Origin of the sequence: Streptomyces sp. NPDC001663, from assembly GCF_042893105.1 — a bacterium.
Lineage (GTDB): Bacteria > Actinomycetota > Actinomycetes > Streptomycetales > Streptomycetaceae > Streptomyces.
The window spans coordinates 538026-550161 of sequence record NZ_JBIAUR010000007.1 but is presented as its reverse complement, the minus strand read 5'-3'; the positions used below and the strand labels follow the sequence as shown (position 1 = coordinate 550161).

The 12136-nt window shown below is 71.7% G+C and carries 13 protein-coding genes; 9 read left to right on the top strand and 4 right to left on the bottom strand.

Features of this window, described 5'->3' with window-relative positions; genetic code table 11:
- Positions 1-27: 27 nt before the first annotated feature.
- The gene (gene hutU / locus ACFY1L_RS25060; protein ID WP_388828314.1) at positions 28-1692 is read right to left on the bottom strand and encodes a urocanate hydratase; all 1665 of its coding nucleotides are present in this window, start codon (positions 1690-1692) and stop codon (positions 28-30) included.
- A gap of 159 nt (positions 1693-1851) precedes the next feature.
- Between hutU and ACFY1L_RS25055 the strand changes: the two genes are divergently transcribed.
- From ACFY1L_RS25055 to ACFY1L_RS25035, 5 genes are all read left to right on the top strand, one after another.
- The gene (locus ACFY1L_RS25055) at positions 1852-3222 is read left to right on the top strand and encodes a diaminopimelate decarboxylase (protein WP_388828311.1); all 1371 of its coding nucleotides are present in this window, start codon (positions 1852-1854) and stop codon (positions 3220-3222) included.
- Between the two features lie 170 nt (positions 3223-3392).
- Positions 3393-3800, top strand: coding sequence for a hypothetical protein (locus tag ACFY1L_RS25050; protein ID WP_388828308.1), 408 nt, complete (start codon positions 3393-3395; stop codon positions 3798-3800).
- Positions 3797-4624: a transcriptional regulator gene (locus ACFY1L_RS25045; RefSeq protein WP_388828305.1), complete on the top strand. Its 828-nt coding sequence runs from the start codon at positions 3797-3799 to the stop codon at positions 4622-4624. The genes ACFY1L_RS25050 and ACFY1L_RS25045 overlap by 4 nt, the downstream gene beginning before the upstream one ends.
- Before the next feature lie 13 nt (positions 4625-4637).
- Positions 4638-5147: a roadblock/LC7 domain-containing protein gene (locus tag ACFY1L_RS25040; protein ID WP_388828302.1), complete on the top strand. Its 510-nt coding sequence runs from the start codon at positions 4638-4640 to the stop codon at positions 5145-5147.
- Between the two features lie 21 nt (positions 5148-5168).
- Complete coding sequence (locus ACFY1L_RS25035; RefSeq protein ID WP_388828299.1) at positions 5169-5543, top strand: hypothetical protein; 375 nt, start codon at positions 5169-5171, stop codon at positions 5541-5543.
- A 26-nt stretch (positions 5544-5569) separates the two neighbouring features.
- On the opposite strand, the gene ACFY1L_RS25030 is transcribed toward ACFY1L_RS25035, so the two are convergent.
- From ACFY1L_RS25030 to ACFY1L_RS25020, 3 genes are all read right to left on the bottom strand, one after another.
- Positions 5570-6163 carry a hypothetical protein gene (locus ACFY1L_RS25030; protein WP_388828296.1) on the bottom strand — a complete coding sequence of 198 codons (594 nt, stop codon included), beginning with the start codon at positions 6161-6163 and terminating at the stop codon, positions 5570-5572.
- 83 nt (positions 6164-6246) lie between these two features.
- On the bottom strand, positions 6247-7188 hold the full coding sequence (locus tag ACFY1L_RS25025; RefSeq protein WP_388828293.1) for a MurR/RpiR family transcriptional regulator: 942 nt from the start codon (positions 7186-7188) through the stop codon (positions 6247-6249).
- The gene (locus ACFY1L_RS25020; RefSeq protein ID WP_388828291.1) at positions 7185-8702 is read right to left on the bottom strand and encodes an aromatic amino acid ammonia-lyase; all 1518 of its coding nucleotides are present in this window, start codon (positions 8700-8702) and stop codon (positions 7185-7187) included. The genes ACFY1L_RS25025 and ACFY1L_RS25020 overlap by 4 nt, the downstream gene beginning before the upstream one ends.
- 142 nt (positions 8703-8844) lie before the next feature.
- Between ACFY1L_RS25020 and ACFY1L_RS25015 the strand changes: the two genes are divergently transcribed.
- Genes ACFY1L_RS25015 through ACFY1L_RS25000 form a run of 4 tightly spaced genes read left to right on the top strand, consistent with a single transcriptional unit; the run spans position 8845 to position 12123 of the window.
- Positions 8845-9879, top strand: coding sequence for an ABC transporter ATP-binding protein (locus ACFY1L_RS25015; RefSeq protein ID WP_388828288.1), 1035 nt, complete (start codon positions 8845-8847; stop codon positions 9877-9879).
- Positions 9876-10517 (top strand): ABC transporter permease, encoded by a 642-nt coding sequence (locus ACFY1L_RS25010; RefSeq protein WP_388828285.1) that lies wholly within the window; start codon positions 9876-9878, stop codon positions 10515-10517. Before ACFY1L_RS25015 ends, ACFY1L_RS25010 begins: the two co-directional genes overlap by 4 nt.
- 1 nt (position 10518) lies before the next feature.
- Positions 10519-11181 (top strand): ABC transporter permease, encoded by a 663-nt coding sequence (locus tag ACFY1L_RS25005; RefSeq protein ID WP_388828282.1) that lies wholly within the window; start codon positions 10519-10521, stop codon positions 11179-11181.
- Between the two features lie 12 nt (positions 11182-11193).
- Positions 11194-12123, top strand: coding sequence for an ABC transporter substrate-binding protein (locus tag ACFY1L_RS25000; protein WP_388828279.1), 930 nt, complete (start codon positions 11194-11196; stop codon positions 12121-12123).
- Positions 12124-12136: the final 13 nt, after the last annotated feature.

Sequence of the window (12136 nt, the reverse complement as noted above, 5' to 3'; positions counted from 1 at the left end):
GCTGACCCGCAGTCAGTCCAGGCTGCGTCACGCGTCGTCACCTTCACGCATGGGCACCCGCACGCCCCGCTCACCGGCGACCGACTCGGCGATGTCGTACCCGGCGTCGACATGCCGGATGACACCCATACCGGGGTCGTTCGTCAGCACCCGCCGGATCTTCTCCCCAGCGAGCTTCGTGCCGTCGGCCACCGTCACCTGGCCGGCGTGGATGGACCGCCCCATGCCGACACCGCCGCCGTGGTGGATGGAGACCCACGACGCACCGGACGCCACGTTCACCATGGCGTTCAGCAGCGGCCAGTCGGCGATCGCGTCGGAGCCGTCGAGCATGGCCTCGGTCTCACGGTAGGGAGATGCCACCGAACCGCAGTCGAGGTGGTCGCGCCCGATGGCGAGCGGCGCCGCGAGCTCGCCGGAGGCCACCATGTCGTTGAACCGCTCGCCGGCCTTGTCCCGCTCGCCGTAGCCGAGCCAGCAGATACGCGCGGGCAGGCCCTGGAAGTGGACCCGCTCCCCGGCCATCTTGATCCAGCGGGCGAGGGACTCGTTCTCCGGGAAGAGGTCCAGGATCGCCTTGTCGGTCTTGGCGATGTCGGCCGGGTCGCCGGAGAGCGCCGCCCAGCGGAAGGGGCCCTTGCCCTCGCAGAACAGCGGCCGGATGTAGGCGGGGACGAAGCCCGGGAAGGCGAACGCCCGCTCGTACCCGGCGAGTTGGGCCTCGCCACGGATGGAGTTGCCGTAGTCGAAGACCTCGGCACCGGCGTCCATGAAGCCGACCATGGCCTCGACGTGCTTGGCCATGGACTCGCGGGCGCGGGTGGTGAACCCGGCCGGGTCCTTGGCCGCGGCGGCCGCCATGTCCTCGAAGTCGACGCCCAGCGGCAGGTACGACAGCGGGTCGTGCGCGGAGGTCTGGTCGGTGACGATGTCGATGGGGGCGCCCTCGGCGAGCATGCGGGGCAGCAGCTCGGCGGCGTTGCCCAGCAGGCCGATGGAGAGCGGGCGGCGGGCGTCGCGGGCCTCGGTGGCCAGCTGCAGCGCGTGCTCCAGGCTGTCGGCCTTCACGTCCAGGTACCGGTGCTCGATGCGCCGCTCGATGGCGCGCGGGTCGCAGTCGATACAGATGGCGACACCGTCGTTCATGGTGACGGCAAGGGGCTGGGCGCCGCCCATGCCGCCGAGGCCGGCGGTGAGGGTGATGGTGCCGGCCAGCGTGCCGTTGAACTTCTTGGCGGCGACGGCGGCGAAGGTCTCGTAGGTGCCCTGGAGGATGCCCTGGGTGCCGATGTAGATCCAGGAGCCGGCGGTCATCTGGCCGTACATGGTCAGGCCGAGGGCCTCCAGGCGGCGGAACTCCTCCCAGTTGGCCCAGTCGCCGACCAGGTTGGAGTTGGCGATGAGGACGCGCGGGGCCCACTCGTGGGTCTGCATGACGCCGACCGGGCGGCCGGACTGGACCAGCATGGTCTCGTCCTGCTTCAGGGTCTGCAGCGTCCGCACCATCGCGTCGAAGGAGCGCCAGTCACGGGCCGCCTTGCCCGTGCCGCCGTAGACGACGAGCTTGTCGGGGTGTTCGGCGACCTCGGGGTCGAGGTTGTTCTGCAGCATCCGCAGCGCGGCTTCCTGCTGCCATCCCAGGGCGCTCAGTTCCGTACCGCGCGGCGCTCGTACGGGGCGGGGTCCTGACATGGTCTGCCTCCTAGCGGATTGCTCCCAGCGACTGTTACTCCGGTTATTCACATCCTGACGTCCTGAATAGAACTAGTCAATACATCCGTGGGCCAGCATGCGCCCGCCGCAGATGTTTGGCTGGATGCACAAGCGCGGACAGCGAGGAACGGGGACGACGTGAACGGCATACACGGGGACGGGGTCGACCGGGCGGCCCGGCGGGACGAGGCGGTGCGGGCCGCCGTGGAACAGGGGCTGCTGGGACCCGGCACCCCCATCGTGGGCCTGCTCGACGTCACCGGCATCCGGGAGTCGGCGGCGAGTCTGCGCTCGGCGTTCGACGCGGTGACGGCGCCCGGCACGCCCGTACTGCACGCCTTCGCGGTGAAGGCGACCCCGCTGGTGCCGGTGGTGCGGCTGCTGCGCGCGGAGGGGATCGGCGCCGAGGTGGCGAGCCCGGGTGAGCTGGCGCTGGCGCGGGCGGCGGGGGTGCCGCCGCACCGGACGGTGCTGGACTCGCCCGCGAAGACACCGGCCGAGCTGCGCGAGGCGCTGGCGCTGGGGATCGCCGTCAACGCGGACAACCCTCAGGAGCTGGAGCGGATTGACGGCCTGATGCGCTCGGCCACCAGCCGCTCCCCCCTCGGAATCCGGGTGAACCCGCAGGTCGGCGGGGGTTCCATCGGGGCCACCTCGACCGCGACGGCGACCTCGAAGTTCGGGGTGGCGCTGCGCGACGAGGGGGCGCGCGAGTGGGTCGTAAGGGCGTATGCCGAGCGGCCGTGGCTGACCCGGCTGCATGCGCACACCGGCTCCCAGGGCATCCCGCTGTCGCTGATGGCGCAGGGTGTGGCGGAGGTGTACGCGCTCGCGGAGGAGATCAACTCCCGGCTCGGGCGACGACAGATCGACACGCTCGACATCGGAGGCGGGCTGCCGGTGAACTTCGGCTCGGACGAGACGACACCGACGTACGCGCAGTACGCGCGCCTGCTGGGCGAGGCCGTGCCGGGGCTGTTCGACGGGCGGTACGGGCTGGTCACCGAGTTCGGGCGGTCGCTGCTGGGCAAGCACGGGACGGTGGTGGCCCGGGTGGAGTACGCCAAGAGCGCGGGCGGGCGGCCGGTCGCGGTGACGCACGCGGGCGTGCAGGTGGCGACGCGGACGGTGTACGTGCCGGGGGCGTGGCCGCTCAGGATCGCCGCGTACGACGGCAAGGGGCGCCCCAAGGAGGGTCCCGCCGTCGTACAGGACGTCGCCGGGCCGGCCTGCTTCGCCGGCGATCTGCTCGCCGAGGGGCGCGCGCTGCCACTGCTGGAACAGGGGGACTACGCGGCCGCGCTGGACACGGGCGCGTACTACTTCGCGCACCACTACGCGTACAACTCCCTTGCCCGGCCCGGGATTTACGGCTTCGCCCCGGACGGCGAAGGCGGCATCGCCTTCGCCACGGTCCGCGAGCCGCAGAATCTCGACGAGATCGTGGCCGAGTCGGGAGGGGCGCACGCGGGCTCGCTCACCACCCTCCGGGCGCCCGACAGCCGTTGACGCACACCGGTGGATCTGCTGCCCAACTGGCGTGAAATCAAGGCAAGTCGACCCACCTTAGTCCCCCGGAGCATGTTCCACCGGAAATTGCCAGATCCCTCACCCCCCACGCACACGTTGCGTAGTTTCGGCGTCACTCAGCCGAACCCCGAGGCGGGAGGGGAACAACGGTGCCCGGAATCGACGAGTGCCTGCTGGAAGCGATGCGACTGCCCGGTGCGCGGGGCGCCGCGCTGATCGACTGGACCAGCGGGCTGGCCCTGGGCACCGTGGGCGAGTCCCCGGGCGGTGACCAGGAGACGGCGGCGGTGGAGGCCGCCGAGATCGCCCGGCTGGCCGCCGAGCAGCATGCGTTCGCGCCCGACGACGATCCCGACGACGGTGCGGCCGCCGACGCGGATCCGCCGGTCGAGGACCTGATCGTCAGCAACCGGGACAGCTATCACGTGCTGCGGTTCGTGGGGGCGTCCTTCGACGGCAGCGTGTTCCTGCACCTGTGGCTGGCCCGTGCGGAGGGCAACCTGGCGATGGCCCGCATCCGGCTCGGCGAGATGGCCGAACGGCTGGTGCTGGCATGACCACCGTCCGAATGACCGAGCCCCCGCGCCTGCCCGTGCGGAGCAAGACGGCGGCCGGCGAGCGGGGGTGGGGCGGTGTCTCGCCGATGCTCACACGGCTCGCCGCCGAGCGGGCCACCGGCGTCCTGGTCCGCGAGCGCGGCACACTCCACCTCGCCGACGGCCTGGTCGTGCATGCCGAGAGCCCGTACGCACCGGGCCTCGAAACCCTCCTCATGACCCACGGCACGCTCACCCCCGAGGCCTGGCAGCAGGCGCGCGCGGAGGCCGGCGAGGCCCATCGCGTCGGCCGCCACCTGGTCGACAGCGGCGGCATCACCGCCGGCGCGCTGGAGGTGTGCCATCTCGCGGCCCTGTACGACGCCGCGTACTTCGCCCTCGCCCCGAGCAGCGCCCCGGGGCGCTTCCGCTACGGCGCCGTCCACTGGCTCGGCCCCGTCCACCCCGTGCCGGTGGCCGCCCTGGAGCGCGAGACGCTGCGCCGCCGCGACCTCCTGCACCGGATCTGGCCGGACCCGGCCGCGGACGAGGCCCCCCTGATCCGCGCGGACCCCGTGGCGGCCCCCGCCCTCACCCGCCGCCAGCGGACGGTCCTGGCACAGGTGAACGGCGCCAGCAGAGCCACTGAGATCGCCCGCGCACTGGGCCATCTGGCGTTCCACACCCTGGTGGACGTACGGCGGCTGGCGGCGGCCGGCGTCGTAGCGCCGCGCACAGGGCGCGAACCACCGTCCGGCGACGAGACCTCGGCAGCCACCGCAGAACTGCTCGATCCCCACATCACCCTGCTGAAGAGGCTCAGAGATGCGCTGGAGGCCCTTTGAGAGGAGACACCGGATGGCAGCCGACCCCCACGTGCTCGACGAGCTGCGCCGTCTGAGAGCCCGCGTCCCCCAGCTCACCGGCGCGCTCGTGAGCGGCGCCGACGGACGCGTCCTCGCCCAGGACACCCCCGGCGTCGACCCCGACGCCATGGCCGCGCTCACCGCGACCGCGCACGGGACCGCACAGAAGTTGGCGGACGCGACGGGCCAGGGCGAGTTCCAGGAACTGCTCGTCCGCGGGATGTACGGCTACGCGGCGACCTTCGCGGCGGGCGGCAGCACCGTGCTGACCCTGCTCGCCCAGGACCGGGTGAACCTGGGCCGCCTCCTCCTGGAGGGCCGCCGCGCGGCCGCCCGCATCGGCGAGCTCGCCGAGAGCGGTACGAGACCCGCGAAGCAGGCCGCCAAACCGGAACCCAAACCGGAGACCAAACCGGCCGCCAAGACGGCCGCCACACGGACCAGAACCCCGCGCGCGCCCCGCACCACGACCACCAACGCGCGTACCACCACGGAAAGTTGAGAGGAACCGAGGAGCACAGTCATGGCCAATACCGAAACCGCACTGAAAGAGGCGCTCGCCTCCATCGAGGGCGCCACCGGCGTCGCGCTCGTCGACTACACCAGCGGCATGGCGCTCGGCACGATGGGCGGCAGCAAGAGCTTCGACCTCAACGTCGCCGCCGCCGGCAACACCGATGTCGTCCGCGCCAAGATGCGCACCATGGAACACCTCGGGCTCAAGGGCCAGATCGAGGACATCCTGATCACCCTGTCCGACCAGTACCACCTGATCCGCCTGATCAGCGGCCGCGGTGGCAACGGCCTCTTCCTCTACCTGGTGCTCGACGCCAAGAGGTCCAACCTGGCGATGGCCCGCCATCAGCTGAAGACGATCGAGGCGGACCTGGAGGTCTGAGCCATGGCCTGTCCGGCGGACGGGCCCTAGACGAGCGCCGCGGTGCGGCGGCGTGCCCCGCCAGGGGCCGCGTCGCCCGCCGCGATGCCCGTGCTGCGGTAGGCCCTGACCGCCTTGCCGGCCGGGCGGCCGCCGTTCCCGGCGAGCCAGTCGACCCGCACCCACAGCAGCGCGTCCTCGGCCCGCTCGCGCCGCCCGAGCCAGGCGGCCTTCAGCCGCAGCCCGGTGCCGCAGCCGGCGAGCAGCATCCCGCCCGCCGCGGGCACGGCGAAGGAGCCGCCGAGCGCGACCACGAAGGCCAGCAGCAGCCACCAGCGGTGCCCGCGGCGCCAGTTGCGCACGCTCACCGCACGGTCCTGGAGCACGTCGTGCTTGCCCGCGCGGGCGGCCGAGCGGGCGAGTTCCGTGTACCGCCCCCGGCGCGTGTACGACACGACCGCCGCGGCGACGATGAACAGCGCCGCCCCCGCCATCACGCCGATCCGCCGGCCCGTGAAGCCCGGCACCAGCACCCCGACTCCCGCCGCGAACACCCCGGCCCACCAAAGCGGTGCGGCTCCGGCCCGTACGACGACGGCCACCCTGGCCAGACCCTGAGCCCTGCCCTCTCCGCGTGCCACGTCCGTCTCCCGTCTCACGTCTGTGCGGCATCCGTGAGACGCACGCTAACGAGGCAACGTGAGACGAGTCTGAAAATGGCCGCCTACTCGACGAACAGCCCCCGCGCCGCCGCCCGTGCGTCGAACTCCTCCAGGCGGGCCTGCGCGTCCGGCAGGTCGTCGCACATCGCCTCCAGCAGGACCCGGCCCAGCAGCATCGGCGCGCAGGCGGTGTCGAAGGCGAGGCCGGTACCGACGGCGGCCGGCAGCAGCAGGTCGGAGACCTTGGCAACGGGTGCGAAGGCCGAGTCGGCGACGGTCACCACCGTCAGCCCCGCCTCCTTCGCGAACGCCAGCGTGTCCACGACCTCGCGCGGATGCCGGGGCAGCGCGAAGCACAGCAGGGCGCTCGCCCCGGCGCGCACGGCGGCCTCGATGCGGTCCTGGATCATCGTGCCGCCCTCGTTGAGCAGCCGTACGTCCGGATGGACCTTGGCGGCGAAGTACGAGAAGCCGTAGGCCTGGGAGGCGGCGGCGCGCAGGCCGAGGACCGGCAGCGGGCGGGAGGCGGCCAGCAGCCGGCCCGCCTTCTGCAGGGGCCGCGGGTCGGCGAGCAGTTCGGCGAGGTGCCGGAGGTTCTCGATCTCGGCCTCGACGGCCTGCTGGTACTCGTTGTACGAGCCCGAGTCCGCAGCCTGTTCCGCGGGCGCGACCTCGCGCAGGTGCTTGCGCAGGGCCGGGTAGCCGTCGAACCCGAGGGCGACGGCGAAGCGGGTCACGGACGGCTGGCTGACCCCGGCCAGCTCGGCCAGCTCCACGCTGGACAGGAAGGGGACGTCGGCGGCCCGCCGCACCATGCTGTGCGCGATGCGCCGCTGGGTCGGCGTCAGCCGGTGCCCCTCGAAGAGCGCCTGCAGCCGTGCGGCCGGGCTGTCGATCACACCCGGACCCACACCCGAGCTCACACCCGAGCCGCCCGATCCCGCACCCGAGCCCGCGCCCGGACTCGCATCCGTGCCCACACCCGTGCTCCTCTCCGCCCTCATGTCCCGCTCCCCCTCCAGATCTCCGTGAACCGGTCCAGCAGTGCGGCCGCCGCCGTCACGTCGTCCGTGAGCGGCCGGTCGGCCTGCTCCTCGGCCAGCACCGACTCGGCGAGCTCCTGCGCGCGGCCCACCGGAAGCTCCGGATCGGGCCGCAGATCGCGCTGGCGCAGCGCCCGTACGGCGGCGACGAGTTCGCAGCCGACGACGAGACGGTACGCGCGACAGGCGCGCAGCGTCTGGCGTGCGGCGAGCGAGGCGAAACTGGCCTGTTCCTCGACGCCCCGGGAGAGTACAGCGTGGCCGAGCGACGCGGGGGCGGAGAAGGCCCGCAGGTCGCCGAGGGCGGCCCCGGCGGCGTACTCCAGGATCATCACGCCCGAGGAGGCGGGCTCGTCGTCGGCGAGGAACGGGCGCAGACGGGTGAACGCGGGCTCGTTGAGCGTGGACAGCCGTGAGGTCGACAGCCGGGCCACCTGGGTCAGCGCCAGCCTGAAGTGGTCCAGGGCGAGGGCGAGTTGGGCCTGGTAGAAGCCGCCGTGGTGGTAGGCGGCCATGTCCTCGGGCGAGATGAGCGGGTTCTCGGCGGCCGCGTTGATCTCGATCGCGACGATCTCCTCCAGGGCGTCCGCCGCGTCCAGCGCGGGTCCGTGGATCTGGGGCAGACAGCGGAAGCCGTACGGGTCCTGGATCCGGCCGAGCGGAGGGGTCGGCCGGTCCGCCGCGCCGATCAACTCCCGCATCCGGCGGGCGACTTCGCTGGATCCGCGGTGCGGTCGGGCGGCGTGCACGGGCGCGGCGTACGCCTCGTGCGAGCCGTCGACGGCCAGCAGGGAGAGCGCGCCCACGACCTGGGTGGCCTGCACCAGCCCCCGCAGTTCGTGCAGCGCGAGGGCGGACTGGCCGAGGGTGAGCGCGTTGCTGCTGATGAAGGCCAGCGCGTCGTTGTTGTCGAGGGACTGCGGCTTGGGCGCGCCCGGCCCCCGCCAGGGGTGCTCACCGGCGAGCGCGAGACCCGCCTGCGCCAGGGCCGCGATGTCGCCGGTGCCGACCGAGCCGAACTCGTTGACGACCGGATGCGCCCCGCTCTCCAGTGCCTCGCACAGCGCGGTGACGACGGTGGGCCTGAGGCCGGCGCCGCCCGCGAGCAGCTGGTTGGCCCGGACGGCGAGCATCGCCCGCACCTCCCGCGCGGGCAGCTCGTCGCCGATCGAGCCGGCATGGCTGCGCAGTAGCCTCAGCCCGTGCTCGGCGGCCGCCTCGGTGGGCACGTCCTCGTTCCGGTTGGCGCCGACGCCGGTGGAGCGGCCGTAGACGCGTCCGGTCGCGGCGATCTGCCGGGCGGCGTCCCAGGACTCCGCCACCCGCCGCATCGCGTCGGTCCCGGGGACCGCCCGCGCACTCCCCTCGGCGAGGCGCACGACGTCCTCGACGCCGAGACCGATGCCGTCGAGGACGACGAGACCGGTGCCCCCGGAGAACGCACTTCGCGGTGCGTCCACGATCCGAGACGACATAAGGCTTCAAACTCCCCTCAATCCGGACATCCGATCTTGCACTGCGAGCATCCGTTACCTCGGATTAACGCGAAACCGTTGACAAGCTATTCAGCTAGGAAGAACTCTGCATGACGTTATACAGCCGGGCAAGGGACATCTCATGATCCAGTTCGATGCGGTCCACAAGCGCTTCCCCAACGGCACGACAGCAGTCCACGATCTCTCCCTGGAGATGCCGGAAGGCGGCGTGACCGTCCTCGTCGGATCTTCCGGTTGCGGCAAGACGACCACCCTTCGGATGATCAACCGGATGGTAGAGCCGACCTCGGGCACCATCCAGGTCGGCGGCAAGGACGTCACGCGCCAGGACGCCGCCGAGCTGCGCCGTTCCATCGGGTACGTCATCCAGCAGGCGGGCCTCTTCCCGCACCGCACGGTGCTCGACAACATCGCCACCGTGCCGCTGCTGCTGGGCCACGGCCGTCGCAAGGCCAGGGCACGGGCGGCCGAGCTGCTGGAGACCGTCGGCCTCACCGCCGACGCCGGCAAGCGCTACCCCCACCAGCTCTCCGGCGGCCAGCAGCAGCGCGTCGGCGTCGCCCGCGCGCTCGCCGCCGACCCGCCGGTGCTCCTCATGGACGAGCCGTTCGGCGCGGTCGACCCGGTCGTGCGCGCCCAGCTCCAGGACGAACTGCTCCGGCTCCAGAAGGAGCTGAGCAAGACCATCGTCTTCGTCACCCACGACATCGACGAGGCCGTACGGCTCGGCGACCAGATCGCGGTCTTCCGCACCGGCGGCCACCTGGTCCAGTGCGCCTCGCCCGCCGAGCTCCTCGCCCGCCCGGCCGACGACTTCGTGGCCGACTTCCTGGGCGCCGAGCGCGGCCTGAAGCTGCTCTCGCTGAAGACCCTCGCGGACGTCCCGCAGGGCCCGGCACCGGAGGGCGGCGCCTGGACCCTCGTGCTCGACGAGGCGAACAAGCCGCTGCACTGGGCGTCGAAGGACGCCGAGATCCCCGTACGGCCTCTGCAGGACGGCGACTCCCTCCTCTCGGCGCTCAACGAGTCGGTCGCCTCCCCCACCGGACTGATAGCCCGCGTCGACGCGGCCGGCGTCCTCACCGGCGTCACCTCCCGCGACGACATCCACGAGCACGCGGGCCAGGCGCACAGCGAAGCGCGGGTGGCCGCATGACCATCGACTGGTCGTGGATAGGCGACCACACCGACGACCTGACCAGCCTGACGATCTCCCATCTCCAGGCCGCGCTGACCGCCGTCTTCTTCGGGGTCCTGATCTCGCTGCCGCTCGCGGTGGTCGCGCACCGGGTCCGCCCCCTGCGCGGCTTCCTGCTCGGCCTCTCGAACGTGCTGTTCACGATCCCGTCGATCGCGATCTTCGTGCTCCTGCTGCCGATCAGCGGCCTGACCCGCACCACCACGGTCATCGGCCTGACGGTCTACACCCTGGTCGTGCTGCTGCGGAACACGGTCGAGGGCCTCGACTCGGTCCCCGCGAAGACCAAGGAGGCGGCCAAGGCGATGGGCACGCGCCCCCTGCGCACGCTGCTCACCGTCGAGTTCCCCCTCGCGCTCCCCGTGATCATGGCGGGCGTCCGGATCGCGACGGTCATGTCGATCTCGCTGGTCTCGGTGGCCACCTACATCGGCGACGGCGGCCTCGGCCAGCTCTTCACCGACGGCTTCCAGCGCAACTTCCCGACCCCGGTGATCGTGGGCGTGGTCCTGACGATCCTGCTCGCGGTGGTCGCGGACGCGCTGCTGGTCGCCGTCCAATACGTCCTGACCCCGTGGCGGAGGCGGCGAGCCTGACATGTTCGAACTCTTCAAGAACCTCGGCAAGTGGCTGACCAGCGGCGCGAGTTGGTCCGGCTCGGACGGCATCGCCCACCGCCTCGCCGAGCACCTCCAGTACTCGCTCCTCGCGACCCTCATCGCGGCCGCGATCGGCCTCCCGCTCGGCCTGCTGATCGGCCACACCGGCAAGGGCGCCTTCGTCGCGATCAACCTCTCGTCCTTCGGCCGCGCCCTGCCGACCGTGGGCCTCGTGGTCCTGGTCTTCCTGGCGGGCGGCCTGTCGATGCTGCCGGTGTACGTCGCCCTGGTCGCCCTCGCGGTCCCGGCGATCGTCACCAACACCTACGCCGGCATGACGGCCGTCGACCCCGACGTGAAGGACGCGGCTCGCGGGCAGGGCATGCGCGGCCACCAGGTCCTGTTCCAGGTCGAGTTGCCCCTCGCACTTCCCCTGATCATGACGGGATTGCGCCTGGCACTCATCCAGGTCGTCGCCACGGCCACGATCGCCGCATACGTCTCCTTCGGCGGCCTCGGCCGCTACGTCTTCGACGGCCTCGCCCAGCGCGACCTCGTGCAGGTGCTGGGCGGCGCGGTGCTGGTCGCCGTGGTCGCCGTAGCCCTCGATCTGCTGCTGAGCAGCCTCCAGCGCTTCCTCTTCCGCCACCGCACCGCCTAGGGAACACAGACCATGAACCGACGCACCCTCATCGGCGGCCTGTTCGCGGCCGCCTCCGTCCCCGCCCTGTCCGCGTGCGCGAGCGGCATCACCTCCCTCGACAGCCAGGGCTCCTCCTCCGGTGGCGGCGGCTCCAGCAAGGGCGGAGTCACCATCGGCACCGCCAACTTCACCGAGAACCAGGTGCTGGGCTACCTCTACGCGGCCGTCCTGCAGCAGGCCGGTGTGAAGGTGAAGGTCCGCCCCAACCTCGGCACCCGCGAGATCGTGATCCCCGCGCTGAAGGCGGGCGACATCGACCTGCTGCCCGAGTACCAGGGCGCCCTCCTCAACTACCTGGCCCCGAAGGACGCGTCCGCGGAGCCGGGCACCATGCAGAACGCGCTCACCCTGGCGATGCCCAAGGGCCTCCAGGTGCTGCCGTACGGCCAGGCGGCCGACTCCGACTGCTTCGTCGTCACTCGGGAGACCGCGAAGAAGTACGGCCTGACCACGCTCGCCGACCTGGCGAAGCAGAACGGCAAGCTGGTCATCGGCGCGGCACCCGAGGTGAAGAAGCGTCAGGTGGGCGCGGTCGGCCTGAAGGACGTCTACGGCGTGGAGTTCAAGGAGTTCAAGTCGCTCGACTCCGACGGCCCCCTGGTCAAGGGTGCCCTGAAGAAGGGCGACGTGGACGTGGCGAACCTCTTCACCACCGACACCGACATCGAGGCCAACGACTGGGTGATCCTGTCCGACCCCAAGAACCTGATCCCCAGCCAGCACATCGTCCCACTCATCGCCGACCGCAAGGCCGACGACACCGTCCGCAAGGCCCTCGCCAAGCTCGGCAATGTCCTCACCACCGAGCAGCTCACCGAGCTCAACCGCCAGGTCGACAAGGACAAGAAGGACCCGGAGGACGTGGCGAACGCGTACGCGAAGCAGCACGGGCTGGCCTGATCGAGGTCCCGAT